We start from the raw sequence: 26594 nt of genomic DNA on the forward strand, positions 1-26594 counted from the left end.
GAAACTATGTTGAATAACCGGGCGAGTAAAATCGGGGCCATCCTCTTGGCTCTTTTTTTTGTTCTTACCTACTTATTTCCATTGAACAGCCGGTTATTATGGCAACCAGATGAAACTCGTTATGCGGAAATTAGCCGAGAAATGGTAGTGAGTGGGAACTGGATTGTTCCTCATATGCTCGACATTCGCTATTTTGAGAAGCCCATAGCCGGTTATTGGATCAATAATGTTAGTCAATTAATTTTTGGTCACACCAATTTTGCTGTACGTTTTGGTTCTGTTATATCTATTCTTTTAAGCACATTACTTGTCTATTTATTGGCAAGAATGATGTGGCGTAACCGCCAAGTCGCTTTTGTCTCTAGCTTAATCTATTTATCTATGTTCTTAGTGTTTAGCGTAGGCACTTATAGTGTATTAGATCCTATGTTGGCACTTTGGATTACCGCGAGCATGGTTTGCTGTTTTTGGGCGCTTAAAGCCACCACAGTAAAAACACGAATATTAGCGTGGATAACTTTAGGGCTTGCATGTGGTATGGCATTTATGACCAAAGGATTTTTAGCATTAGCTATTCCGGTCATTGTTATGATACCTATAACATTGCATCAAAAACAATTCACGCAAATGTTGCTCTATGGCTTACTTGCTGTATTTAGTGCAGCATTAATTAGTTTGCCATGGGCATTAGCTATTGCAAAAGCAGAACCTGATTATTGGCACTACTTCTTTTGGGTTGAACATATCCAGCGTTTTTCGGGTGAAGATGCTCAACATAGTTCTCCATTTTGGTACTATATCCCCGTTGTCTTATTAGGGGTGATCCCTTGGCTTGGATTACTTCCAGGCGCATTAATAGGTGCTTGGAAAAAAAGACGTAAACGTCCTGAATTATTCTTTTTATTCTGTTGGTTTGTCATTCCATTCTTATTTTTTAGTATTGCGAAAGGTAAGCTACCGACTTATATGTTGCCATTTATGGCACCACTAGCAATGCTAATGGCGAAATATGGCGTAGATTGTGCTCGTAAATTTAGAATGAAAGCGTTACGTATTAACGGCTATATCAATATCTTTATTGGTGTTGCTGCTGTTATCGCTATTTTAGTTATCCAACTTGTCTCTTCAAAACCTATTTACATGCCTTATGAGTGGTCTAAATGGGTTTTAGCCATCGTCGCATTCTCTTTATGGGGTATTATTGGTTATCTTTGCTCTACACTTAATGGTAAACATTGGTTATGGGCGGCATCTTGCTCGTTAGGCGTGAGTTTGTGCATTGGGCAGGCAATACCTAACAGTAGTGTTGATGGAAAGCTACCTCAAGAATTTATTCGTCAAAATATTAATACACTCAATGCGAGCAAATACATTGTAAGTAACAGTGTGGGTATTGGTGCTGGATTGGCGTGGGAATTACAACGTAGTGATATTTATCTTTATGAAAGAACAGGTGAGTTAACTTATGGTATTAGAGAGTATCCTGATTCTCAGCATAAATTAATTAAACCTGACAATTTTGCTCAATGGTTAGAGCAAGCAAGAAAAGAAGGTAATGTATCAGTTGTTATTACGTTTAAAGATCCGAAAAAGTTAGCTCAATTGCCAAGACCTGAAGAGTTGGTGACAAATCATCGAGTTGCTATTTTAACATATGAGAAGCGTAATTAATGTCCTTTGTTTTATTGCTAATCGTGAGCTTTTTGACTTGTATAGGACAAGTATGTCAAAAACAAGCGGTGGTTAGCTGGCAAAGTGATTCATTAACAAAAGCCAGAAAAACGATTTTCTGGCTTTTTATTGCCATTACAATGCTTGGCTTTGGGATGTTATTTTGGTTACGATTATTACAAATCCTTCCTCTCAGTATTGCTTACCCTATGTTAAGTATTAACTTTATAATGGTGACATTAATTGGCCAGTTTGTTTATAAAGAGCCTGTTAATGTGAAACATTGGATTGGTATCGCATCGATTATGGTTGGCATTGTATTGATGAGTATGCAAGCATGAAAGGCTATCTATGGGCAATTGGAAGTGCACTATTAGTGACGGTAGCTCAATTGTTGTTAAAGTTTGGTATGTCCGAACTACCAGATTTACAGCTCGAAAAACAGTGGCTAGATTTCTCATGGTTATGGGCCAATGCAATGCTACTTGCCATTGTGTTTGCTGGTCTTGTCGGTTATGTCCTTTCTATGGTTTGCTGGCTATTTACTTTGCGTACCATTCCTTTAAATAAAGCCTATCCGCTGATTAGCTTAAGTTATGTGTTTGTTTATATTCTTGCAGTGATATTACCTTGGTTTCAAGAAACACCATCATGGACAAAAACCGCAGGGGTTGCTTTTATTATGATAGGTGTTTGGTTGATTAGCCAGAAACCCAAAGAGTCAACACCACACTAAATTCAGAGTTTGGGTTTTATTTCTTGTACCTTGTTGGTTATTGTGCGATTTATTCTATTAATCTTGATTCATTCACCTTCAATAACTTGTTTTTGCTTAAAAAAGCAGATAAATTTTAAAATCTCTCGTAATAATAATGGTGGATGCAATGAGAAAGTCCGTTTTCTATCCTTTCTTACTCTGTATTATCCTGCTGGCTGGGTGCTCATCTAGTCCATCAAAACGCATTCCACCAGCACCCCCTTTAAAAACACAGCTTTCCGATCCTATTATGGTGATAGTGCAGCTCAAATCACAACTTGAGCAGTGGTATGGCACACCTTATAGTTATGGTGGAATGACATCTTCAGGTATTGATTGTTCAGGTTTTGTCTATAAAACGTATAGTGATCGTTTTGACATTAAATTGCCTCGAATGACTATCGATCAAACCAAATATGGAACACAAATCAGTAAAAGCGATTTAATGCCGGGTGATTTGGTTTTTTTCAAAACAGGTGGTGGTGAAAATGGACTTCATGTTGGTATTTATGATACTGACAACACATTTATTCACGCATCAACTAGTAAAGGGGTGACTCGTTCTTCTCTTGATAATGTCTATTGGAAAAAAACATTCTGGCAAGCTCGCCGATTGTAGTTTCGTGCCATTTAACAGCCTAATATATTGAGAGTTATGGTATCTTATACCTTATTTTCTTCATATAGGTACTCCTTATGTCTGGCAAATTGCGTCTGTTAATTTCCGAGTCTTATGATCCTTGGTTTAACCTTGCTGTTGAAGAGTGTATTTTTAGACAAATGCCGGCAGATCAACGCGTACTGTTTCTTTGGCGTAACGATAATACGGTAGTCATTGGTCGAGCACAAAATCCGTGGAAAGAATGTAATACGCGAAAAATGGATGAAGATGGCGTGAAATTAGCACGTCGTTCAAGTGGTGGCGGTGCTGTTTTCCACGATCTCGGTAATACCTGCTTTACCTTTATGGCGGGAAAACCAGAATATAATAAAACGATCTCAACTAAAATTATACTTGATGGCTTATCGAAAGCTGGTATACAAGCAACAGCATCAGGGCGTAATGATTTAGTCGTACCACAAGAAGAGGGGGAAAGGAAAATTTCAGGCTCGGCTTATAAAGAGACGAAAGATCGTGGTTTCCATCATGGCACATTATTAATAAATGCTAACTTATCTAGATTAGCCAATTACCTCAATCCAGATCCGAAAAAACTTCAAGCTAAAGGGATCACTTCTGTACGCTCTCGAGTGGCTAATTTGGTCGAACTCAAATCTGATATCACTCACGAAAAACTGTGTGAAACAATCACCGAAAGCTTTTTTGAATACTATGGTGAACGGGTCGATGCTGAGATTATTTCCCCGCAAAAATTACCTGATTTACCTAGTTTTGAAGAGACATTCGCTAAACAAAGTAGTTGGGAATGGAATTTTGGACAAGCCCCTGCATTTTCTCATTTGTTAGATAATCGTTTTAAATGGGGGGGGCTTGAACTACATTTTGATATTGAGCGTGGTAATGTAGTCAGAAGTCAAATCTATACTGACAGTTTAGATCCCGCACCATTAGAAGCATTATCAGATATGCTAGTTGGCAAACGTTATACACCTGAGTCTTTAAAAGAGATTATTCAGCAACTTATACAGCGTTATCCTAATAATAAAGGGGAGCTTAATGAGCTTGAAGAATGGCTTATAACGGCAATAGCTTAGTTTTCTGAAAATAAAGAAAAAACCAGCTTTTTGAAGCTGGTTTTTTTATGATAAGTAATATCAATATGATGCTAAATCAATTAGTGATTTTCGCATGACATGAAACAATGGGTATCAGGCAATGTGCCATTTTCTCTAAACTTAGCAGGTGTAGTATTAAAATGTTTTTTAAAAATACGAGTAAATGTTGCTTGAGAGCTAAAACCATACATTAAAGCAATGTCTAAAATAGACATATCTTTTTCTTGTAATGATTTAGCCGCTTCTAATAAGCGACGTTTGCGGACATATTCGCCTAATGTACAGCCTTTAAAATCTTTAAATATACGTTGTAAGTGCCATTTTGAATAACCGCTTTTACTTGCAATAGTATCGATTTTTATACCTTCGTTACGTTGTAACTGAGTTTCTAACCATTTTAGAATATCATTAACGACATTTTCAGCCATAAAACCTCCCACAAAAATGGTGGGGACACAGTGCCCAAGTAAATAGAATAGTAACGTATGTTATTTATAACCTATTTTAAGCATGGCGAAAATAACAGGTAGGCAAAAAGTGCTTTTTGTTATTGATAATCATTATCAAATTAATAGGTGAAAGCTATATATCTCAAGTAAGGTAGAGCTTAATAGATATTTTTGATTAAAAAAATCGTTTTAAATGATTTTCACTTTGTTGAATTTATTGATTTATTTTTTCTTTGATAATGCTGTTATACCATTTATTCTTTAGATTGTTATATATTTTTGTGTGTTTCACAAGCTAATCAGTGATTAAGGTGTATTTTAAAGTCAATATATTTGACTAAATAGGGAAATTTAAAAATAAGATTTATTAATCAATCAAGGTATGTTACTTAGTGTGTTTTATTTGTAATAAATAAGCATATAAAAATAAATTAACTCAGTCACAATCTAGAAAACATATGCTAGAAGGTAACTGAGTAAAACTAAGATAACTTATGGACGAAGAAAAACTTGTGGATACGAATGCTCTGGATGGGTATCAACACTCACATCTGCGCCATACCATTTTTGGATATTTTCTGTTGTCAGTACATCGAGTGGAGCACCTTCACAAACTAACTTTCCTTGGTGCAATAATAAAATTCTATCGGCATAAAGTGAGGCTAAATTAAGGTCGTGTAGAACGCAACAAACCATAAGATGTTGTGTTTTTGCTAATTGCTTGAGTAAGCGCAAGCTGTGTTGCTGATGGTAAAGGTCGAGTGCTGAAGTTGGTTCATCGAGGAATAACACCGCTTCTTGTGGTGTAGGGTGCCATAATTGAGCTAATACTCTGGCAAGTTGCACTCGTTGTTGTTCACCACCTGATAATTGACGATAGTCTCTATCTTTAAACTTTAAGCAATCCGTTTGTAGTAGAGCCGTTTCGATAGCTATTTTTTTATGTTGCTGTCCATGAGGGGTTCTTCCCATGGCAACCACTTCTTCTACAGAAAAAGAAAATGAGAGTTGGCTATTTTGGCGCATAACAGCACGGTTTTGTGCTAATTGTTGGCTATTCCATTGTGAATAGTCTTTTTGTTTAAAATAGCATTCACCTTGTGTTGGTGCCGTATAACCTGTCAATAAACGTAGTAATGATGATTTACCTGCACCATTCGGACCAATAATGCTAATTAACTCCCCAGCATTAAGTGAAAGAGATACATCATCAATAATAGTTTTTTCACCAATTTGGTAAGTTAAATTCTTTCCATAGAGTAATGACGCTTTTTGTTTTTCAATCATGACATTCTTCCTGCGGGTTGTCGTAAGATAAGCCAAAGGAAATAAGGGCCACCAATTAATCCTGTAATGAGCCCCACAGGGATTTCTGCTGGAGATACCAGTGTTCGTGATAATGTGTCAGCAGCGAGTAATAGTGTTGCCCCCCCTAAAATAGTGGCAGGTAATAGCCATATATGATTACTACCAATACGCATACGAATAAGGTGGGGAACTACAAGTCCAATAAATCCAATAACACCACTTAGTGCGACAGCACAGCCAATTAAGATAGCGCTAAGAAGTAATAAGATAAATTTGGTTCTTCTTACATTTAGCCCTAAATAATGTGCTTCTTCATCACCAAGTTGTAATAGGTTTAATTTATGACTTTGCCAACATGCTAAGGTACTGACAGGAATGATCACAAGGGTTGCAATAGATAAAGTTTTCCAGTCAATCTGGCTTAATGAGCCCATCATCCATAGTGAGAATTGACGTAGCTGTTGGTCAGTACTGATATAACTTAATACACCAATAAAAGACATACATAGTGCATTGATAGCAATACCCGCAAGCAATAACCGTGCTAAATTGCCATCACTCAATTGATGTAATGAGAAAATAATCATAGCCACAATTAAACCGCCAATAAAGGCGGCAACAATATGACTGTAGAATGTAAAGATGGGTGAAAAAGAGAAGGGTATAATAATTACAATGGCAACCATTAATGCTGCACCGCTACTAATACCGAGTAAACCAGGATCAGCTAATGAGTTTCTAAATAACCCCTGCATTATCGCGCCCGATATTGCTAAAGCACCGCCAACAAGAATCGCTAATAAGACGCGAGGTAGACGGATATCTAGCCAAATTTGCCATTTCATATCATCAAAAGAGCTATTCCATAATGTATGAAATGAAAGGGCTAATGCACCGCTATTCATTGAAATTAATGTAACAGTGGTGAGCAAAAAGAGTAAAACTAAAATATTCATCCACGGTGAACGAAAACGAGACATTATTGCTCCAACGCTTGACGAATTTGATTCATAACTTCAGGTGTTGAAAGCGTAAAACCTAACAATCCCATATCATCGACAACGACATAATGTTTATTTTTACCTGCAGGCGTGTACTTTATACCAGGTAAATTCCAAAGTTTTTCAATACCGCCAATGCCTTTAATACCTTCTTTAGTTACCAGCAAAATATCAGGTTGGCTTGCAATGACACCTTCTTGAGAAAGAGGGCGATAACTCGTAAAGCCTTGCATAGCATTCTTACCCCCAACTAGTGAAATAATGGTATCTGCTGCAGTATTTTGACCAGCAGCCATAGGAACAACACCACCATGACTCATGATATAAATGACTTTTTTATCTATAGGGGTTGTGGGTATTTGGCTAATAGATAGGGTGAGTTTTTCTTTTAACTGATCACCTTCTTTTTGTTTATTTAAAATAGTGGCAATGGTGTCTATTTTTTCATTAATGGCTTCTAATGAATGTGTACCTGTAATCGTTTTAACAGTGACTCCTGCCTCTTTTATTCGGCGTAGTGCTAAAGAAGGGCGAGCGAGTTCACTGGTTATAATTAATGTTGGTTTGACCGATAAGATACCTTCAGGGTTTAGCATTCGCATATAACCCACATCCGGGAGTGCTTTCACTTGTTCAGGGACTAAACTAGTGCTGTCTCTTGCAATAATTTGTTCACCCGAACCTAACGCGAAAACGATCTCTGTGATATCACCACCAATAGTGACAATACGTTCATTGGCGGAACTGACAAAAGACATGGCGCTACACAGGATCAAAAGAAGCCATTTTTTCATTAACTCATTCTCCGATTAGGCTATTTTTGCAAGAGTATTAACTTGCTCGCGCCATTGTTGTTGCTCTGCAGTGCCTTCAGTTCGTTGTCCATAAAGCTGGGCAATCTGTTGGCCTTTGCTATCAAAGATTTCAAGACTGGTGACAAAACCATCCTGAGTTGGTTTGCGAGTGATCCAACTTTCAGCGATTTCACTTTCAATTAAATGAAGTGTAAATGCAGGGTTGAAAACATTAATCCAGACTTGATCGCTATTCTCAAATTGATGAGGAACTAAACGGTCAATCTGTCCCGTAAAGATTTGCACACAACCACGGCTTCCGACAAAAATCATGATCTCATTTTGTGCTTCTTTAGCGAGGGTTAATAAGGTTTTCAGTGCACTGTTATCAACTTGATAAGCAAGGTCATCGGCAACAGCTTTAAAGGCTTGTTGACGACTCAAATTATTTTCTTTTAGTAGTTTGAAAAATTGGTGAACATCGGTCATTGAACGCCATTGTTGTTCAAGTTGCTCTGCCAATTCATGACTAACAGGTGTGTTTGAATAAGGTTCGATAGGGGTAATGTCTAGAGTTGGATTTTCTTCCGATAAGAATGATTGGATTAGTGTATTCCATTCATCCATATTGGTATTGCTAGTTGCATAGACTTTATGTAATGCATCGCCATGCATATCAAAAAATTGAATGCTATAGCGAGTTCCTTTTGAGGTTTCTTCAGCGAGTGCAAAAATGCTAGACCAATAAGCGAAGAAAAAGCGTAAATCCATTGCACGTGGATTTAAGATTAAACCTGCGTGATCGTTAAAACGTGCATTGGTATATTCACCAAGATGTTCATGAACAGCAATATCATTGCGAGTAATCGCTTTGACTTCACCGACTTTACTTAAGGTTTTTAATAATTCTTGTACATCATTGCGTAGACGTTTTGCATCATACCCAACTCGCGCATGAGTTAGTTCCGCTTCACTGACATTCAAATAAGCGGCTAAATCACGCGCATAAGATGCTTTTTTTTCAATTTTTGCTTGCAGGTAGCTCTCATAAAGAGGTTTAGTCACAGAAACTCCTATTATATCGTTCATTTTATTGTTGATTACCATTGATAACTCACAAGTACTTTTGCATTTCGGCCTTCTTGGGGAATACCAGCAGAAGAATAATAAGTTTTATCAAATGCGTTACTCAGTACAAATGAGGTTGTTAGCCCCTTTAATGAGGCATCATTACCTTCATAGCGAAGGTAAAAATCATTAACGCCGTAACCTGCTTGTTGGCTATTGATTGGGCGATTAAAACGGTTATGTTTAGTAAAGTCCGTTTTTTTGGTAAATTGACCAACCCAACCGACAGAAAAATCGGTACTTGGTACAGGTATATCTAAGCGACTCGTTAATGTATCCGGCTCGATGGATACTATTGAGGCATTAGTCGCATTATCTTTCCCTTTGGTATGGTTGTAGGCTAAATCCCAATTAAAGAATTTTGATTGGTAATTCATAGAAACATCCCATCCCCAAATAGTTGCTCTTGGAATATTTGTTGATTGTGTATATCCCTGAAAAATAGCGACATCTGCATCAATATAATCTTTTGCGCGAGTATTGAAATGGGCAGCTTTAATTTTCAGATTATCATTATTAGATAATAAGTCGTCGAATTGAAAACCAAATCCATATTCAGTAGTTGAATTGGTTTCGGGCTTTAAATTGGGATTTGGACGCCAATAGTTTGTTGGTGCGCCAGGGAAAGGGGCATCAAAATGCTTAGCATCGTTATACATCTCACCTAAAGTTGGTGCTCTAAATGCCTGAGAGTAAGAGGTATAAAGCATTAACCAATCCGTTGGCGTGATACTGATTGCGCCTTTTGATGACCATTTATCAGCGGTAATATCATCATAACGATCGTTTTGGCTTTTATATTTGTCAAAACGCGTTCCTAAAATAAAGGAAACAGGTAAATCACGTAAAGTGACTTCATCTTGCAACCAACCTGACATAAACTGGATATCGGCTTGTGGGAAGCTTTCTGCATTTTGGCGTGGTGATTGTTTTTGTTTATAAATCTCGCCACCATAAGTCAATCCATGTGATGCAAAGCTGTATGTACCTACTTGTGAGCGGTTTTCGAGTTTTACGCCATAAGTTTTTTGTTCTCGACCTTCAAACCCTTTTTGTTCCGTCTTGGCATTGATATCAACTTCACTGTAATAAGCCTGTGTTTTCAAATTAATCCATTGTGAATTTGAAGGATCAAATTGATACGTTAACTGAACATCTTTTTGTGTCGTAGTGCGATTAGTTTCTACATTAGCAAGTGTAGGATTTGAGGGAACTTGAGGGTTTTTGGGCTGATTTGTATTGTTATGATAATAACGAAATTGTCCGCTTAATGTATTACTATCATCAATAAACCAACGCCCTTTGGAGAGTAGGTTAATAATGGTTTCATCATTTTGTGCACGATAACCACCACCATAACGAATATCACCTTTATCACGAGCTGATAATGCCACGAGACCATCAAGATTATCGTGTCTACCAAAAGCAGTAACACCTAAACCTTGGCTATGTTGCGCGGTATTACCAAGACCAGTGACACGCACACCGCCTTGTTCGTTTTTTGAAAGTAGATCGCTTGCATCAACGGTATCGTAAGCAATAACACCGCCAAGTGCTCCACTACCATACAACAATGCAGAAGGACCCCGAACGACTTCAACTTGTTTTATAAGAAGAGGATCAACAAAAATACTGTCAATATGGCCAGTGTCAGTTCCTTGACGTACACCATCTACAAGTGTCAATATTCCATTTTTACTGTATCCACGCATACTGATGGTTTCACCATTAGTACGACCTGCGCCAGAAATAGAAATTCCTGGCACATGGCGAAGTAATTCAGATGTACTACCTGCGGTTGCTGACAACGCATTGTTATTTTTAATAACGGTTGACATCATGGGTAACGTAAAATTATCACGCTCATTACCAGTCGCATAAACGGTAAGTACTTCTGTTTTTTTCTCCTCGCTAGTTTGTGTTTTCTCTTGTGCTGACACACAAGCAGAAGAAACAGTAACAGCCAGTAAACTAAATTTAAATAATAGGGATGACTGAGACATGCAGATGGATCTCCGTTATTTAATGGGCTGTTAAAAACAGCCCTTTGTTATATAAATCATTGCTCCTCATCTACCAGCGATAACTGACGGACATTTTGATATTTCTACCTTCTTGTGGAACACCTAATGCTGAGAAATATTCTCGGTTAAAGGCATTTGCGAGTACCAATGCGGCTTGAATATCTTTATTGTTTTTAGATTGATAACTGATTGAAAAATCATGAATGCCATAGCCCGGATATTGAGTAATCAGCTCTTGCATTCGATTTGTTGTTTTGCCTTTTACGTGAGGTGCTCGTCCTTTGTGTGTGCCTTTATTTTCTGTTGCACTGGCAAATTTACCTGACCACCCTAATGAAAAAGGCGTTTTAGCGATAGGCAGTTGAATAAAGGTTGTGAGTACTTCAGGGCGAACAGGCGAAATGGTTTCATGCGTAGTTAATTCAAGGGTTTGAGTACGGTTATAGCCTAATCCAATAGAAATTAATGGATGGGAATAACGTAAACTAAGATCAACGCCTTCAATAAGGGCTTCAGGAATGTTGAAAGCTTGTAAGTTAAGCATGCCTGCCATGGATTTATTATGCCAAGGACCATAAGTGATGTAATCCTTTGATTTTGTGTCAAAATAAACGGCATTTATTGATAACTTATCTTGCTTAGTAAGTAAGTTTGAGAATGCAAGTTGACCACCATATTCCCAAGTACGATTTTTTTCTGGTTTTAAATTAGGATTAGGAACCCAATGCGCATTAGTGAAGAGTAATTTAAAATGAAATGAATCATTAAACATTTCACTTAAAGTTGGAATGCGAAATGCAGTTGAATAAGTGGAATAGAGCTGTAACCAATATGTTGGTGTGAATGTTAGTGTGATACTTTCAGTTGTACCTCGGTAACTCGATGGGTGTTTTTTGGCTTGTAATGATTTAGTTGAAAACTTACTAAAGAAAGGATCAATCCCTTTACCAGGTATATTTTTGTAATAGTGATAACGTATACCAGCAGTAAGGTTAATTGGGAATAATGGTGTACTGAGCGAACTTTGTAACCAACTTGCAATATAATTCGTTTTCGCTAAAGGAAAGTTTTTTGCTTGCTCATTTGACAGCATTTTTTGCTGATAAGCTTCTGAGCCTATCGTCATTGATTGTTTGAGGGTATCAGTCCATAAAATATTAGCGTGATCTTCTAGTTTTATACCATAGGTTGATTGTGTTCGTGATTCGTATCTACCTATTTTTCCTTGAATATTTTTTTTTAATTCGGATGCTGTTAGTTTAGTATCGGTTAAAAAAGTTTGATCAATATTAAACTGCGAATAGTAAAGATGAGTGGTTAAATCTAACCATGAGTTAGTGTCAGAAATATAATGGTGCGTGATAGAATAGTTTTTTTGCTGAGTATCACGTTGTACTTGATTGCTTTCGCTCTTACCAAATCCGCCCATACGATGCAATACTTCGCGTTGTTCACCTGAATTATCATAATGGCGAGCTGAAAAAATAATTGTTTGATTTTCAGTTGGATAGAGATATGCTTTTGCAAAAAAGTTTTTAATATGCTCATTGTTTTCCATCTTTTCGCCATTAGCTAGGCGAATAGGACCACGTTGACGTTGAGTATAAGCCAATAAGCCTTCTGCAATATCATGTCTAGCTGCAACAATGCCACCATAAGAAAAATGACGATCTGCTGATGAAATCGAACTAAAGAGTTTTGCACCTAATTTTCTATCAGTTGTCAATATTGATCGAGGATCAAGGGTATTAAAAGAAACAACCCCTCCCATAGCGCCTTCGCCATGTAATACTGCAGAAGAACCATGTTTAACATCAATGCGACGAATAAGAGAAGGGTCAATAAACAATCCACCTAAATTATTCATGGTGTTTTCTGATGGTTGATGAATACCATCAATGAGTATTTTTACTCCTTTTTGGTCATACCCGCGCATCAAAATATTAGCGCCATTCGTAATACCCGTCCCTGATAAGGTAACTCCCGCGACATCTTTTAGCATTTCACCTGTTGTAGCAGCGGTCTGTGCTTTTGCTGTGGTGATATCAATTGTTGAATGAAAATCGGGAGTTGTATTTGTTGTGTCAATAACGGTGAGCGTTTCCGTGCCATTATTTTCAAGCTGTGCAGAGGCAATAGGGGAGTACAACAAACAAAGTGCTGTTGCAATACCAGAGTATTTGAAATGTTTTTTCAGCATACACATACCATAAATGTCCATAAAAAATCCTTGTATATGGAGTTATTTAGCTGGCTGCCTAGCTGAGGTAATAGGTGGCTTGCAAGTTATTGTCGAAAATGATTATTTAGTCAGGATTAATTTTCCTGCTTTTGTTTGACGTAGTTGATACAACTCTCCGTTGTGTTGAATGTAAACCACGCCATCTTTACCCAATAATTCAATACTATTAATGGATTGAATTATTGAAGAATGAGAGTTCTGATTGATTGAAGAACTATTTAAATTATGAGCTTTTTTATTCATAACATACTAAGAGTAATAAGCGTTATCATTATGATAATCATTATCGTTAACAAAAATATTTAGACAAGCTTTTTTTAACGCAAAGACGTAAAATTAAGTCATATTGTGAATAATAAAGCGTGATGTGATGAGAATTAGAACAGTGGAATAAAGGTAAGGTTATATTTTTATTAAAATATAGCGGGAGCAAAATAAAAAGGGGATAGAAATACCCCCCTTTAGCATAACGTGGTTATTAAAATCTGCTCTCAACGGCTTGTGCTAATAACTCAATAAGTTGTTCTGTGTCATTCCAGCTTAAACAAGGATCAGTGATTGATTGCCCATAATTAAGCGGTTTATTTTGCACGACTTTTTGTGAGCCTTCTTGTAAAAAGCTTTCAGCCATCACGCCTACAATCGCTTGTGATCCATCTTTAATTTGTTGAGCAACATTTCTGGCTACTTCTAATTGGCGACGATGAATTTTTTCACAGTTGCCATGGCTAAAATCGATAATAAGATGTTCCGGTAAATCTACTTGTTTTAGTGCATCAACTGCGTCAGCAATGTCACTTGCGTGATAATTCGGTTTTTTGCCGCCACGTAGAATAATATGACCATAAGGATTACCACTGGTTTGATAAATCGTCATACGACCATTTTTATCTGGCGATAAGAACGTATGACCCACTCGAGAAGCGCGAATAGCATCAATTGCAATACGGGTATTACCATCAGTGCCATTTTTAAAGCCTACAGGGCAAGAGAGTGCAGATGCCATTTCACGATGAACTTGGCTTTCTGTTGTTCTTGCACCAATGGCACCCCAACTAATTAAATCTGCAATATATTGGCCTGTGACCATATCGAGAAATTCAGTTGCAGTGGGCAAACCTAACGCGTTTATTTCAATTAATAGTTTTCTTGCAAGGCGAATACCTTCGTTGACATTGCAAGAGTTATCAAGGTAAGGATCAGAGATTAAACCTTTCCAGCCAATGACCGTACGTGGCTTTTCAAAGTAGGTTCTCATGACGATTTCTAAGCAGTCCTGATACTGGTCTTTTAACTGATTAAGCTTAGTTGCGTACTCTTTAGCAGCTTTAGGATCATGAATAGAACAAGGCCCTATAATCACTAATAATCGCTTGTCTTCACCGGTGAGGATCGCTTCAATTCGTTTACGTGCCGATGTGATATTTTGGATTATCTCATCAGAAATGGGGAACTCTTTTGCTAAGGTTTCTGGTGTTACCAGACTGTCTAAAGCCTTAGTCCGTAGTTCGTCTGTCTTTAACATAATTTATCTCAATAAATATACAGGGTAAATCTACCCAGTGATTAAGATCACAATAAACGAAATTCAGCTAATTTCACAGTCTTCTCAGTGAAAAACCAATAAAAAAATGACGAAAATGCGTTAGAACATTCTTCTTGCTAATCCCATAGAATCAATCACCTTGGTTGAAATTTCTTCAACCGAATAATTAGTCGTATTGAGATAAGGGATATTGTTTTTTCTAAAAAGTGCTTCCACTTCTGCTAATTCAATTCTACATTGGCGAATTGAAGCATAACGGCTATTTTCACGGCGTTCGCCACGAATAGCTGCAAGACGTTCTGGCGCAATGGTTAATCCAAATAATTTATTCTGATATTCTTTTAATTCCGTAGGTAATTTTAAGAAATCCATATCATCAGCAGTAAATGGGTAGTTGGCGGCTTGAATACCGAATTGCATTGCTAAGTAGAGGCTGGTGGGGGTTTTTCCACAACGAGAAACACCAATTAAGATCACTTGAGCTTGGTCGAGATTACGTAATGATATGCCATCATCATGGGAAAGGGTGTATTCGATGGCAGCAATACGAGCATCGTATTTACTAAGATTTTTTTCAGTTAATCCATGGGTTTTATTTAATTTTGGCGATGCGTTGATCCCCATTTCTTTTTCAAGTGGTATGACGAGAGATTGCACGATATCCTGACAAAAACCCTCACTGCTATTTATTATCTGTTTAACTTCAGGACTGATAATCGAATAAAAAACAAGAGGCTTAGCACCACTCTTTTTATAAATTTCAGCTATTTTCTGTTTTATTTCTTCAGCTCTTTCTACAGTAGAAACAAAAGGTAATGTATAACTTTTCATTTTTAATGGAAATTGAGAAAGTACCGCATGACCTAATACTTCAGCAGTAATTGCTGTACCATCTGAGATAAAAAAGACTGTTCTATCAATGGGTTCATTATTATCACAATTAATAGAATTTAAGCTTAATATCATAACGCTCACCTTTTTTTAGCTGAATTAGCAAATCAAACAATATTATCTAAAGCATTTTTAGTGATTATAAAGGATAAAAAAATAAAGTTTTCTGGTTGATCGATTCACCTTTCTATATTCAGCATCACATTGTGATACGCTTATTTACGTTGTCGTTTTGACAGCGGGTTTTTCTTTTTTTTCTCTCTCTCATAATTGTTTAAAAAAGGATTGTTCTCAATGTCCAGCAATAGCCTCACCCCGTGCAATGTGCTTTGGTATAACCAATTGGGTATGAATGACGTTGATCGTGTTGGTGGGAAAAATGCTTCCCTCGGTGAAATGATCACAAACCTAGCGGAACTGGGTGTTTCTGTTCCTAATGGGTTTGCTACCACAGCGCAAGCGTTTAATGATTTTCTGGAACAGAGCGGTATCAATCAGCGTATTTATGAATTACTTGATAGTGTTGATGTTGATGATGTCCATCAACTGGCTCAAGCGGGTAATCAAATTCGCCAATGGGTAATTGATACACCTTTTACGCCTCAGTTTGAAAAAGATATTCGTGACGCTTATCTCACATTAAGTGAAGGTGAATCTGAAGCTTCATTTGCCGTTCGTTCATCTGCGACTGCAGAAGATATGCCTGATGCTTCTTTTGCAGGTCAACAAGAGACGTTTTTAAACGTTCAAGGTATTGATGCCATTCTCGTTGCGATTAAACACGTATTTGCTTCGTTGTTTAACGACCGTGCAATCTCTTATCGTGTTCACCAAGGTTATGATCACCGTGGTGTTGCATTATCTGCAGGTGTTCAACGTATGGTGCGTTCTGATCTTGCTTCTTCAGGTGTGATGTTTACCATCGATACTGAATCGGGCTTTGATCAAGTTGTCTTTATTACATCAGCTTATGGTTTAGGTGAAATGGTTGTACAGGGTGCAGTTAACCCAGATGAATTCTATGTACACAAGCCAACTTTAGCGAAAGGTTTACCTTCTATTGTCCGTCGTAATCTTGGCTCTAAAAAGATCCAAATGGTTTACGCAGACAGTGTAGAGCATGGTAAACAAGTCCGTATTGAAGATACGCCAGAATCACTGCGCAATCGTTTCTCTTTGACTGATAATGAAGTTCAAGAGTTAGCAAAACAAGCTGTATTGATTGAACAACACTATGGTCGTCCAATGGATATCGAGTGGGCTAAAGATGGGCATAATGGTCGTTTGTACATAGTACAGGCTCGCCCTGAAACCGTTCGATCTAACCAGCAAGTGATGGAGCGTTATCAGTTAAATGAAAATGGCTCTGTCATCATTGAAGGTCGTGCTATTGGTCATCGTATTGGTACAGGCACAGTCAAAGTTATTCATAACTTAAATGAAATGGATAGAATTGAAGCGGGTGATGTGCTGGTTACTGACATGACAGACCCGGATTGGGAACCTATCATGAAAAAAGCCTCCGCGATTGTGACTAACCGTGGTGGTAGAACATGTCATGCTGCAATTATTGCTCGTGAATTAGGTATTCCTGCTGTTGTAGGTTGTGGCGATGCCACTGAATGTATAACAGAAGGGCAAGTTGTAACCGTTTCTTGTGCTGAAGGTGACACAGGATTTGTTTACGATGGCAAACTTGATTTTTCTATTCAGAGCTCCGCAATCGATAATATGCCTGAATTAGGGCTCAAAATCATGATGAACGTCGGTAATCCTGATCGTGCATTTGATTTTGCAGGTCTACCAAATGATGGTGTCGGTCTTGCGCGTTTGGAATTTATTATTAACCGCATGATAGGTGTGCATCCTCGTGCATTGTTAGAGTATGACGACCAAACTGAAGCACTGAAAGCTGAAATCAATGAAATGATGGCAGGTTATGAATCTCCAGTTGAGTATTATATCAGTAAATTAACAGAAGGGATTGCAACATTAGCCGCCGCATTCTGGCCTAAACGCGTTATTGTTCGTTTATCTGACTTTAAATCTAACGAATATGCCAACTTAGTGGGTGGCGATCGCTATGAGCCAGATGAAGAGAACCCAATGTTAGGATTCCGTGGTGCGGGTCGTTATGTTTCTGATGATTTCCGTCGTTGTTTCGCGCTTGAATGTGAAGCGGTAAAACGTGTTCGTAATGATATGGGTTTAGAGAATGTTGAAGTCATGATCCCATTTGTTCGTACTGTCCGCCAAGCTGAAGAGGTGATTGACGAATTAGCGGCAAATGGTTTAAAACGTGGTGAGAACGGCTTAAAAGTCATTATGATGTGTGAAATTCCATCGAATGCCTTATTAGCTGATAAATTCTTAGAACATTTTGATGGTTTCTCTATCGGCTCTAACGACATGACCCAATTAACATTAGGTCTTGATCGTGATTCAGGTGTGGTTTCTTCACTGTTTGATGAACGTAATGATGCAGTGAAAGCATTATTATCAATGGCAATCCAAGCTGCAAAACGTAATGGAAAATATGTGGGTATCTGTGGTCAAGGACCTTCTGATCATGAAGATTTCGCACAATGGTTAATGGAAGAAGGAATTGATAGTTTATCTTTAAACCCAGATACTGTAATTAAAACTTGGGTAAAATTAGCGCAATAGAATTAATATCATCGCTATAAATAAAAAGCTCACAATATAATGTGAGCTTTTTTTATACAATTATATAAATAATAGGCAAAAAAAAAGCCTATCATGGGCTGACAGGCAAAGACTACACACAGCAATATTTTATATTCTTTAATCCCGCCAATTAATTTATTAATATGAACGGCGAAATTATTAATTTGATGAAACATTTGTTTCGTTGATATTTATATTAAGAGAAATGCGTTAATTATGCTCTAAGAATTATCTCAATAAAAAGATTGTTGGTTTATTTAAAAGTGAATATAACTTGCTGGTAACAAACAGGTTTAAAAAAATGTAATTTGTTTCAAAATGTAAGTTTGAATATAAAAATATAATGTTTTATTCCTAAATTGATAATCTTTATTAAACTTTTCTCTGTTATTTTAGAGCATGTAAGTAGCTACACTTACATGCTCCATTATTATTTATTCTTTTTCGATAAAGTTTTTATTCATAAATTCTACTGTTTCAGTTAAATCAGGATTAGGTTTTGGTACTTCATTAATCCATGCATTTAATAAGCTATGAGCAACAGCAAGAACAACAGGGCCAATAAATAATCCAATCATACCTAATGTTAAAATCCCGCCAATAACACCCGTAAGAATTAATACCATAGGTAAATCAGCGCCCATTTTGATTAAATAAGGCCGTAATACACCATCCATTGTTGCAACAGCACCACCCCAGATTACCATGACAATGCCCCATGTTGTATCACCCGTCCAAAATAACCATAAAACTGAAGGGATCAATACTAATAAAGGACCTATTTGAGCAAGGCAGCAAATAAACATAATGACGGTTAATACCGTAGCATAAGGCACACCAGATACCGCAAGGCCAATACCACCAACAATAGCTTGAATTAAGGCGGTTAAAACCACACCTAATGCGACAGCGCGAATAGACATAGATGCAAGTAAGATTGCCGCATCACCACGTTGACCCGCTAAACGAATAGCAAAGTGGCGCAACCAAGATACGACATTTTCACCTTGTAAAAATAGTAAGCCTGAAAATAACAACATCACACCCAAATGTAGGGCAAATCGACCAATATTTAAGGCTTGAGCAAAAAACCAGTTTGCAGCTTGTCCAACATAAGGCTGGATTTTTGAGATTAACGCATTGCCCCCAGAGACAAGAATAGAGTGCCATGTATCATAAAGTGAGCTCCCTATCATAGGGACATCATTAAGCCATAATAATTGAGGGGGCTGAATATTCGAAGGTGATTTCGCTAACTCAATTAAAGGGGCACTATTATCAATGACACTACTAATTAATAAGATAATAGGAATAACGAAGATCAGTAATATCAAAATCATCATTATCATAGTTGATAACCAACGATATTTTACTCGTTTTTCAATAATAAGAAGTAAAGGCCACGTTGCTACAACAATCATTCCAGCCCAAATAAAACCCACAATAAAGGGATTGAGTATCCAAAAACTGGCGATAATAAAAAACGAAATAAAAAGAACAGTGAATAAAATTTTGGGTATATCTGTATGGATCTGCGGTTTTTCCATGGTTTTAAATCCCTACACGAATAAAAATGCTAGAAGCAGATGAATAAACATTGCAAATATCACGTTGTTTATATCACTACGCAATTTGCCAGAATTGTATGATAAGGTGAACAGGTATAGGTCTGAAAGTACAAAATGAGGCGAAGTACCTCTTAGTATACATTTCAACATCTAAAATTAAGCAATGTGGACAATTATATTAAAGAGCTATAACAAATGATCCCACGTATATCGCAAGCACCGCAAGTTAGTGAACTCACAACAGAATTTCTTGATACTCTTCGAAAAAACGGTTTCACCGGTGATATCTCCAGCAGTTATGCTGACAGACTCACTATGGCAACAGATAATAGTATTTACCAGTTATTGCCACAGGCGGTGGTTTTTCCTCGCTCAACAGCTGACGTAACTATTGTTGCACGTCTGGTCGATGAACCCAAATTTCATTCTCTTTCTTTGACACCAAGAGGGGGTGGTACAGGTACTAATGGGCAGGCTTTAACAGATGGTATCGTCGTCGATTTATCTCGCTATATGAAACGTATCATTGAGATAAACCCAGAAGAACGTTGGGTGAAAGTGGAAGCAGGAGTGATAAAAGATGAGCTTAATCTTTTTTTAAAACCTTATGGCTTCTTTTTTGCACCAGAACTTTCTACCAGTAACCGCGCCACATTAGGTGGAATGATTAACACTGATGCCTCAGGGCAAGGTTCTATGGTTTATGGTAAAACCTCTGATCATGTCCTTGGTATTCGGGCGGTCTTGTTAGGTGGCGAACTCCTTGAAACTCGTGCTATGGATACGGCATTAGCCGAGAATATCGCACAAGAAAGCTCTGCTATTGGGAAGGTTTATCGAACTGTTTTATCCCGTTGCAAAGAGCAACGAAAACTTATTCTTGAAAAATTTCCTAAATTAAACCGCTTTTTAACCGGATATGATTTGCGTCATGTTTTTAGTGATGACATGAAACGCTTTGATTTAACCCGAATTTTAACCGGTTCAGAGGGCACACTGGCTTTTATTACTGAAGCAACGTTGGATATCACGCCAATTCCTAAACAACGTAGCTTAGTGAATGTAAAATATGACTCTTTTGATTCAGCATTGCGTAATGCGCCTTTTTTAGTTAAAGCAAATGCATTGTCTGTTGAAACTGTTGATTCCAAAGTATTAAATCTCGCTCGTGAAGATATTGTTTGGCACTCCGTTAAAGAGTTGATTACTGATATACCTGATAAAGATATGCAAGGCCTTAATATTGTTGAATTTGCGGGTGATGATAAAGATCTTATCGCTTCACAAGTCGCCTCATTATGCCAGCGCTTAGATTCATTAATGAAAGAGGGTCAGAGCGGGGTGATCGGTTATCAAGTCTGTGAGGACTTGGCAGATATTAACCGTATTTATGCCATGCGTAAAAAAGCGGTTGGTTTATTAGGTAACGCTAAAGGGCAAGCAAAGCCCATTCCTTTTGTGGAAGATACTTGCGTACCACCAGAACATCTTGCTGATTATATTACAGAATTTAGAGCGTTACTGGATAGTCATCAACTCAATTATGGCATGTTTGGGCATGTCGATGCAGGTGTATTACACGTAAGACCTGCTCTTGATATGTGCGATCCACAGCAAGAATTATTGATGAAATCTATCTCAGATGACATTGTCACGTTAACAGCTAAATATGGTGGGTTACTCTGGGGTGAACATGGAAAAGGCTTTAGAGCGCAATACAGTCCCGAATTTTTCGGAGAAACACTCTATCATGAGCTACGTCAAATCAAAACGGTGTTCGATCCTCGAAATAGATTAAATCCTGGAAAAATATGTCCTCCTTTAGAGGTTGATGAACCGATGAAGCAAGTGGATACGATCAAACGAGGTACTTTTGATCGCACTATCCCTTTATCTGTCCGTCAAGATTTTAAAGGGGCTTTAGATTGTAATGGTAATGGGCTTTGCTTTAATTTTGATGCCAAAAGTCCAATGTGTCCTTCCATGAAAATTAGTGGGCAACGCATTCATTCACCTAAAGGACGAGCAGCACTCGTAAGAGAATGGCTACGCTTATTAACAGAGCAAGGCGTTAGTCCAAAACAACTTAGTTCTAGCCTTGAAAATAATAAACCTAGCTTAAGAGGTTTAATTGAGAAAACACGTAATACATGGAAAGCTAAACGTGGTGAATATGACTTTTCTCATGAAGTAAAAGAGGCTATGAATGGTTGTTTGGCTTGTAAAGCTTGTTCAACGCAATGTCCGATTAAAATTGATGTGCCATCTTTTCGTTCTAAATTTACTGAGCTTTATCACCAGCGTTATTTACGTCCATTAAAAGACCATATTGTCGCTAATGTTGAATTGACAACGCCGATTATGGCGAAAGCACCTAAATTCTTTAATTTTTTTATGAAGCAACCGTTGGTGCAAACATTAAGTAAGCACACCATAGGAATGGTCGATTTACCTTTGTTGTCATCACCTACATTGAGACAGCAATTGGCAGGGCACAGCGCGTTAGATATGACGCTAGAAGATTTAGAGCATTTATCAGAAAAGCAACGCAGTCATCATGTGTTGGTGGTACAAGATCCTTTTACTAGTTATTACGATGCAAAAGTGGTTGCCGATTTTATCAAGCTAATTGAAAAGATTGGATTTAAACCTGTCTTGTTACCATTTTCACCTAACGGTAAAGCGCAACATATTAAAGGTTTTTTACAGCAATTTAGTAAAACAGCGCAAAAAACGTCAATCATGCTTAATCGTGTTGCAAAATTAGGCATCCCTATGGTGGGAGTTGATCCTGCATTAGTACTTTGTTATCGCGATGAATATCGTGAAATACTGGGTGATAAGCGTGGTGATTTCAATGTTCAACTTGTTCATGAATGGTTAAGTCAATTGGTATCTGAGCCAATAGCTGTTCGTGATGATACCGAAAAATGGTATCTTTTCGGGCACTGTACAGAAGTGACGGCGCTACCACAAAGTATGAAACAGTGGCAGGCTATTTTCCAACATTATGGGCAGCAACTAGAATTTGTGAGTACTGGATGTTGTGGAATGGCAGGTACTTATGGACATGAACTAAATAATTATGAAAACTCGTTGGGCATTTATCAGCTTTCATGGGGTAATGCACTAAAAACATTACCAACAATGCGTTGTTTAAGTACCGGTTATTCTTGTCGTAGTCAGGTGAAGCGTATTGATAATGTTGAGCTAAAACACCCACTACAGGCACTTTTGGAGATTATGCCATGATATGGAAACGTGAAACGACAATTGAGCATCTTAATCATATTGGTCAAAATAATATGATGAGCCATTTAGGTATTGAATTAACATGTCTTGGAGATGATTATCTTGAAGGAACAATGCCTGTTGATCATCGTACTAAGCAGCCTTTAGGCCTTTTACATGGTGGTGCTTCTGTTGTTTTAGCTGAAACATTGGGCTCTGTTGCGGGTTATCTTTGTACCGAAGGCGAACAAAAGATTGTTGGGCTAGAAATCAATGCGAATCATATTCGTTCAGCGAGAGAAGGCAAGGTAAGAGGGGTATGCAAACCTATTCATTTAGGACGTTCACACCAAGTCTGGTCAATAGAAATATTTGATGATGAAGGTCGTCAAGTGTGTATTTCTAGATTAACAACATCTGTTATTTCTTAAAGAATAAAAAATATACGCACAAAGTGAAATACTCGTTTTGTGCGTTTTTATTTTTATAGATAATATCAAAAAGAATAAAAATAGAGAGAGAAAATAAAACTATTTCTTTATTTAGATTTTATTTTTAATGATAATCATTATCTTCATAATAAAAGATAAGACGATCGATAATGTTAACTATTTCTAAATTAAACACCACAGTATTATTAATTGCAGGTTTATTAATCAGTGGGTGTGATAATAATTCTACCGTTAAAACGAGTAATGATATAAGTAATATTCCAGTACAAACTGTTTCTGGCTTTAATATGGCTTATCCCACTTCATTTACAATGAGCAGAGAAGATACTGAAAATTATTTCAAATCATTACCAGATAATGTTCAGGATGTCACAACAGAAATGATGGTTTATAAATCAGAACCTATTTGTGATTTGACAGAGGTTCGTTTGGTTTATTTTAAAATGATCGATGTAATGAGTTACGATGTGGATGCGGGAGCACAAGGCATTGTTGATAATATTGCGATAATAGATGGTATGAATGAAATATCCACATCAATAGAACCATTAACTATCCCAAATGTGGAAAGTCGACATGTCTTTTTTGAAGGAAAGTATGCAAAAGAAAATGTCAGCTATGAAGGTATTTTAGCGGCTGATCTTAAAACGAATCGAGTATGGCAACTACAATTGATTAGTAATTTCAATAGCCTATCGAACAAACAAAAAAATAGCCAAACCCTTGAATGTACAAATAAATATATTCAAACCATCACTATCAATAAATAAGTACAAAGAGCACACAATCCAATAAGAGGCTATCACATAAGTGGTGCTATCTTGTCCCTTATGATAAGCATAAAAATGAATGTAAACAGAGCTAATAAGCTGTATGTAAAAACACATTTTTATGCTTTTTTATCTAAATTTCAGTGATAACATATAAAGTGCATTTATACTGCAACTTATGTGCGTATTGTGCGAAATATAAGAAAAATTAAAAGTTTTATTTTTTGTAATCAAAGAACAGAAAAGTGTTATATTACATGGTGTTAACATTTTCCATTAACAAATTAATTGCAAAAATAGAACAAAAAACACACATTTATGGAATATCCTTTCAAAAGACATGGTTGAAGTGATAAGGGTTATCATTACCATTAGTGTCAGGAAAGATATCAATCTCCTTTCGAAATGAGGTCAGAAATGACAAACAATGTTGAAACTTTTTCTCTTGATGACACAGCTTGGCAAGGCATTGTATTAACGGATAGTGCGGCAAAGCATATCTGTCATTTGGTTGAGAAAAATCCTGAAAAACAAGGGCTTTCCTTAAGTATTAAACCCTCTGGTTGTACAGGGTATGGTTATGTTATTGAACTCGCTACAGCCCCAAATGACGATGATCTTGTTTATGAACATAATGGAGCAAAACTCTTTGTTTCATTAAAAGCAATGCCATTTATCGATGGGTTGGTTGTTGATTATGTTCGTGAAGGACTTAATCAAATGTTTAAATTTAATAATCCTAAAGCTCAAAATGTCTGCGGATGTGGTGAGAGCTTCGGGGTATAACATAGTGAAGTTAGATTATGTCTCAGAGCAATGTTGAAATTGGTGATGAAGTTCAGGGATGGCTAAGCGATCACCATTATAAAGAAGGTTTTTATACCGATATATCAACCGACACCTTAGAAAAAGGATTAAATGAAGCGGTTGTACGTGCAATATCGGCCAAAAGAAACGAGCCAGAGTGGATGCTGGAATTTCGTTTAGATGCTTATCGCCATTGGCTAGAAATGGAAGAACCGCATTGGCTAAAAGCGGATTATCCATCGCTTAATTATCAAGATTATAGCTACTATTCTGCACCATCTTGCAGTTCATGTTGTGCTAATGGCAGTTGTGCTGGTGGCACAAATGAGGCGGTAGAGAGTGATAAACAAGCCTCACAAGATTATTTAACTCAAGAAGTTGAAGATGCCTTTAACCAACTTGGTGTGCCTGTAAGAGAAGGGCAAGCCGTTGCTGTCGATGCCATCTTTGACTCGGTTTCTGTTTCTACAACATATCGCGAAGAGCTTGCTGAACATGGCATTATTTTCTGCTCATTTAGCGAAGCTATTCAAGAATATCCTGATTTAGTGCGCCAATATTTAGGCACAGTTGTATCAAGCCATGATAACTACTTTGCTGCACTGAATGCCGCCGTCGCGTCTGATGGAACTTTTGTTTATATTCCCAAAGGGGTTCGTTGCCCAATGGAATTATCGACTTATTTCCGTATTAATGCGGCTCAAACAGGTCAATTTGAACGAACTATTCTGGTTGCTGGTGAAGGCAGTTATGTCAGCTATATCGAAGGTTGTTCAGCGCCGGTTCGTGACAGTTATCAACTTCACGCCGCTGTGGTTGAAGTCATTATCCATAAAGATGCTGAAGTAAAATATTCTACAGTACAAAACTGGTTCTCTGGTGGCGATAGTGAAGGTGGCATCCTTAACTTTGTAACTAAGCGCGCTATCTGTGAAGGTGAAAACGCCAAGATGTCGTGGACGCAGTCAGAAACAGGCTCTGCAATCACTTGGAAATACCCAAGTGTGATTTTAAAAGGGGATAATTCTACTGCTGAATTTTTCTCGGTTGCTCTAACTAATGGTAATCAACAAGCAGATACCGGTACTAAGATGATCCATATTGGCAAAAATACTAAATCAACCATTATCTCTAAAGGTATTTCTGCAGGTAAAAGTCAAAATAGTTACCGTGGACTTGTGAAAGTTCTTCCTAGTGCAAAAAATGCCCGTAATTTTACACAATGTGATTCCATGTTAATTGGTACGCAATGTGGCGCACATACTTTCCCATATGTTGAGGTAATGAATAACTCAGCACAGCTTGAGCATGAAGCGACAACGTCACGTATTGGTGAAGATCAACTGTTTTATTGTCGTCAACGTGGATTAAGTGAAGATGATGCAATCTCAATGATTGTAAACGGATTTTGTAAAGACGTGTTCTCAGAATTACCGCTGGAATTTGCTGTAGAAGCACAAAAATTATTAGCAATCAGCTTAGAACATAGCGTTGGTTAAGTATTAATCAAATTCTGGGTGTAACGATACC

General features: G+C 37.4%; 22 protein-coding genes. 11 read left to right on the forward strand and 11 right to left on the reverse strand.

Annotation, left to right across the window (positions count from 1 at the left end; genetic code table 11):
- The first annotated feature begins 6 nt into the window (after positions 1 to 6).
- The 5 genes from arnT to H1225_RS05615 all read left to right on the forward strand — a co-directional run bounded on the left by arnT (position 7) and on the right by H1225_RS05615 (position 4144).
- Positions 7 to 1671 carry a lipid IV(A) 4-amino-4-deoxy-L-arabinosyltransferase gene (gene arnT / locus H1225_RS05595; RefSeq protein WP_115065306.1) on the forward strand — a complete coding sequence of 555 codons (1665 nt, stop codon included), beginning with the start codon at positions 7 to 9 and terminating at the stop codon, positions 1669 to 1671.
- The gene (gene arnE / locus H1225_RS05600; protein ID WP_072062573.1) at positions 1671 to 2012 is read left to right on the forward strand and encodes a 4-amino-4-deoxy-L-arabinose-phosphoundecaprenol flippase subunit ArnE; all 342 of its coding nucleotides are present in this window, start codon (positions 1671 to 1673) and stop codon (positions 2010 to 2012) included. Before arnT ends, arnE begins: the two co-directional genes overlap by 1 nt.
- The gene (gene arnF / locus H1225_RS05605; RefSeq protein ID WP_161671592.1) at positions 2009 to 2407 is read left to right on the forward strand and encodes a 4-amino-4-deoxy-L-arabinose-phosphoundecaprenol flippase subunit ArnF; all 399 of its coding nucleotides are present in this window, start codon (positions 2009 to 2011) and stop codon (positions 2405 to 2407) included. The genes arnE and arnF overlap by 4 nt, the downstream gene beginning before the upstream one ends.
- A gap of 148 nt (positions 2408 to 2555) precedes the next feature.
- Entirely contained in the window at positions 2556 to 3047 is a 492-nt protein-coding gene (locus H1225_RS05610) for a C40 family peptidase (RefSeq protein ID WP_036913240.1), read from the forward strand.
- Positions 3048 to 3124: 77 nt separating this feature from the next.
- Entirely contained in the window at positions 3125 to 4144 is a 1020-nt protein-coding gene (locus H1225_RS05615; RefSeq protein WP_072062572.1) for a lipoate--protein ligase, read from the forward strand.
- Between the two features lie 80 nt (positions 4145 to 4224).
- On the opposite strand, the gene H1225_RS05620 is transcribed toward H1225_RS05615, so the two are convergent.
- From H1225_RS05620 to ppsR, 10 genes are all read right to left on the reverse strand, one after another.
- The gene (locus H1225_RS05620) at positions 4225 to 4593 is read right to left on the reverse strand and encodes a helix-turn-helix domain-containing protein (RefSeq protein WP_109847620.1); all 369 of its coding nucleotides are present in this window, start codon (positions 4591 to 4593) and stop codon (positions 4225 to 4227) included.
- A gap of 513 nt (positions 4594 to 5106) precedes the next feature.
- Positions 5107 to 5901, reverse strand: a complete 795-nt coding sequence (locus H1225_RS05625; RefSeq protein ID WP_072062570.1) for a heme ABC transporter ATP-binding protein — start codon at positions 5899 to 5901, stop codon at positions 5107 to 5109.
- Positions 5898 to 6902 carry a FecCD family ABC transporter permease gene (locus tag H1225_RS05630; RefSeq protein ID WP_109400322.1) on the reverse strand — a complete coding sequence of 335 codons (1005 nt, stop codon included), beginning with the start codon at positions 6900 to 6902 and terminating at the stop codon, positions 5898 to 5900. The genes H1225_RS05625 and H1225_RS05630 overlap by 4 nt, the downstream gene beginning before the upstream one ends.
- Positions 6902 to 7717: a heme/hemin ABC transporter substrate-binding protein gene (locus H1225_RS05635; RefSeq protein ID WP_115065309.1), complete on the reverse strand. Its 816-nt coding sequence runs from the start codon at positions 7715 to 7717 to the stop codon at positions 6902 to 6904. Before H1225_RS05635 ends, H1225_RS05630 begins: the two co-directional genes overlap by 1 nt.
- A 15-nt stretch (positions 7718 to 7732) precedes the next feature.
- Positions 7733 to 8782, reverse strand: coding sequence for a hemin-degrading factor (locus tag H1225_RS05640; RefSeq protein WP_167426077.1), 1050 nt, complete (start codon positions 8780 to 8782; stop codon positions 7733 to 7735).
- A gap of 35 nt (positions 8783 to 8817) precedes the next feature.
- A complete protein-coding gene (locus H1225_RS05645; protein WP_239739544.1) occupies positions 8818 to 10848 on the reverse strand; it encodes a TonB-dependent hemoglobin/transferrin/lactoferrin family receptor in 2031 nt (676 codons plus the stop codon).
- Positions 10849 to 10918: 70 nt separating this feature from the next.
- On the reverse strand, positions 10919 to 13090 hold the full coding sequence (locus H1225_RS05650) for a TonB-dependent receptor domain-containing protein (RefSeq protein WP_161671575.1): 2172 nt from the start codon (positions 13088 to 13090) through the stop codon (positions 10919 to 10921).
- A gap of 81 nt (positions 13091 to 13171) precedes the next feature.
- Positions 13172 to 13354 (reverse strand): hemin uptake protein HemP, encoded by a 183-nt coding sequence (gene hemP, locus H1225_RS05655; protein WP_072062564.1) that lies wholly within the window; start codon positions 13352 to 13354, stop codon positions 13172 to 13174.
- Positions 13355 to 13589: 235 nt separating this feature from the next.
- Positions 13590 to 14636 carry a 3-deoxy-7-phosphoheptulonate synthase gene (locus tag H1225_RS05660; RefSeq protein ID WP_115065312.1) on the reverse strand — a complete coding sequence of 349 codons (1047 nt, stop codon included), beginning with the start codon at positions 14634 to 14636 and terminating at the stop codon, positions 13590 to 13592.
- Between the two features lie 120 nt (positions 14637 to 14756).
- Complete coding sequence (ppsR, locus tag H1225_RS05665; RefSeq protein ID WP_072062562.1) at positions 14757 to 15623, reverse strand: posphoenolpyruvate synthetase regulatory kinase/phosphorylase PpsR; 867 nt, start codon at positions 15621 to 15623, stop codon at positions 14757 to 14759.
- A gap of 219 nt (positions 15624 to 15842) precedes the next feature.
- On the opposite strand from ppsR, the gene ppsA reads away from it, so the two are divergent.
- Positions 15843 to 18215, forward strand: coding sequence for a phosphoenolpyruvate synthase (ppsA, locus tag H1225_RS05670; RefSeq protein WP_109400328.1), 2373 nt, complete (start codon positions 15843 to 15845; stop codon positions 18213 to 18215).
- Positions 18216 to 18670: 455 nt separating this feature from the next.
- Here the strand turns inward: ppsA and ydiK are convergent, their stop codons facing one another.
- On the reverse strand, positions 18671 to 19783 hold the full coding sequence (gene ydiK, locus H1225_RS05675; protein ID WP_006537070.1) for an AI-2E family transporter YdiK: 1113 nt from the start codon (positions 19781 to 19783) through the stop codon (positions 18671 to 18673).
- 216 nt (positions 19784 to 19999) lie between these two features.
- Here ydiK and ydiJ point away from each other — a divergent pair, with 216 nt between their 5' ends.
- The 5 genes from ydiJ to sufB all read left to right on the forward strand — a co-directional run bounded on the left by ydiJ (position 20000) and on the right by sufB (position 26563).
- Positions 20000 to 23056: a D-2-hydroxyglutarate dehydrogenase YdiJ gene (ydiJ, locus tag H1225_RS05680; protein ID WP_072062560.1), complete on the forward strand. Its 3057-nt coding sequence runs from the start codon at positions 20000 to 20002 to the stop codon at positions 23054 to 23056.
- A complete protein-coding gene (gene menI / locus H1225_RS05685) occupies positions 23053 to 23466 on the forward strand; it encodes a 1,4-dihydroxy-2-naphthoyl-CoA hydrolase (protein ID WP_006537067.1) in 414 nt (137 codons plus the stop codon). The genes ydiJ and menI overlap by 4 nt, the downstream gene beginning before the upstream one ends.
- A 170-nt stretch (positions 23467 to 23636) precedes the next feature.
- Positions 23637 to 24257: a hypothetical protein gene (locus H1225_RS05690; RefSeq protein WP_109400330.1), complete on the forward strand. Its 621-nt coding sequence runs from the start codon at positions 23637 to 23639 to the stop codon at positions 24255 to 24257.
- A 417-nt stretch (positions 24258 to 24674) separates the two neighbouring features.
- Positions 24675 to 25043: a Fe-S cluster assembly scaffold SufA gene (gene sufA / locus H1225_RS05695; protein ID WP_072062558.1), complete on the forward strand. Its 369-nt coding sequence runs from the start codon at positions 24675 to 24677 to the stop codon at positions 25041 to 25043.
- A 17-nt stretch (positions 25044 to 25060) separates the two neighbouring features.
- Positions 25061 to 26563, forward strand: coding sequence for a Fe-S cluster assembly protein SufB (gene sufB, locus H1225_RS05700; RefSeq protein WP_239739546.1), 1503 nt, complete (start codon positions 25061 to 25063; stop codon positions 26561 to 26563).
- Positions 26564 to 26594 lie beyond the last annotated feature (31 nt).

The organism is Proteus penneri (assembly GCF_022369495.1).
Classification (GTDB): domain Bacteria; phylum Pseudomonadota; class Gammaproteobacteria; order Enterobacterales; family Enterobacteriaceae; genus Proteus; species Proteus penneri.

Excerpts from the sequence above, each read along its gene's own strand:
- H1225_RS05625 (WP_072062570.1), bottom strand. The coding sequence starts at position 5,901 with ATGATTGAAAAACAAAAAGCGTCATTACTCTATGGAAAGAATTTAACT.
- H1225_RS05645 (WP_239739544.1), bottom strand. The coding sequence starts at position 10,848 with ATGTCTCAGTCATCCCTATTATTTAAATTTAGTTTACTGGCTGTTACT.
- arnF (WP_161671592.1), top strand. The coding sequence starts at position 2,009 with ATGAAAGGCTATCTATGGGCAATTGGAAGTGCACTATTAGTGACGGTA.
- arnE (WP_072062573.1), top strand. The coding sequence starts at position 1,671 with ATGTCCTTTGTTTTATTGCTAATCGTGAGCTTTTTGACTTGTATAGGA.
- hemP (WP_072062564.1), bottom strand. The coding sequence starts at position 13,354 with ATGAATAAAAAAGCTCATAATTTAAATAGTTCTTCAATCAATCAGAAC.
- arnT (WP_115065306.1), top strand. The coding sequence starts at position 7 with ATGTTGAATAACCGGGCGAGTAAAATCGGGGCCATCCTCTTGGCTCTT.
- H1225_RS05635 (WP_115065309.1), bottom strand. The coding sequence starts at position 7,717 with ATGAAAAAATGGCTTCTTTTGATCCTGTGTAGCGCCATGTCTTTTGTC.
- H1225_RS05690 (WP_109400330.1), top strand. The coding sequence starts at position 23,637 with ATGTTAACTATTTCTAAATTAAACACCACAGTATTATTAATTGCAGGT.
- sufA (WP_072062558.1), top strand. The coding sequence starts at position 24,675 with ATGACAAACAATGTTGAAACTTTTTCTCTTGATGACACAGCTTGGCAA.
- H1225_RS05630 (WP_109400322.1), bottom strand. The coding sequence starts at position 6,902 with ATGTCTCGTTTTCGTTCACCGTGGATGAATATTTTAGTTTTACTCTTT.
- ydiK (WP_006537070.1), bottom strand. The coding sequence starts at position 19,783 with ATGGAAAAACCGCAGATCCATACAGATATACCCAAAATTTTATTCACT.
- menI (WP_006537067.1), top strand. The coding sequence starts at position 23,053 with ATGATATGGAAACGTGAAACGACAATTGAGCATCTTAATCATATTGGT.
- ppsA (WP_109400328.1), top strand. The coding sequence starts at position 15,843 with ATGTCCAGCAATAGCCTCACCCCGTGCAATGTGCTTTGGTATAACCAA.
- H1225_RS05620 (WP_109847620.1), bottom strand. The coding sequence starts at position 4,593 with ATGGCTGAAAATGTCGTTAATGATATTCTAAAATGGTTAGAAACTCAG.
- H1225_RS05650 (WP_161671575.1), bottom strand. The coding sequence starts at position 13,090 with ATGGACATTTATGGTATGTGTATGCTGAAAAAACATTTCAAATACTCT.
- ppsR (WP_072062562.1), bottom strand. The coding sequence starts at position 15,623 with ATGATATTAAGCTTAAATTCTATTAATTGTGATAATAATGAACCCATT.
- H1225_RS05615 (WP_072062572.1), top strand. The coding sequence starts at position 3,125 with ATGTCTGGCAAATTGCGTCTGTTAATTTCCGAGTCTTATGATCCTTGG.
- sufB (WP_239739546.1), top strand. The coding sequence starts at position 25,061 with ATGTCTCAGAGCAATGTTGAAATTGGTGATGAAGTTCAGGGATGGCTA.
- H1225_RS05660 (WP_115065312.1), bottom strand. The coding sequence starts at position 14,636 with ATGTTAAAGACAGACGAACTACGGACTAAGGCTTTAGACAGTCTGGTA.
- ydiJ (WP_072062560.1), top strand. The coding sequence starts at position 20,000 with ATGATCCCACGTATATCGCAAGCACCGCAAGTTAGTGAACTCACAACA.
- H1225_RS05610 (WP_036913240.1), top strand. The coding sequence starts at position 2,556 with ATGAGAAAGTCCGTTTTCTATCCTTTCTTACTCTGTATTATCCTGCTG.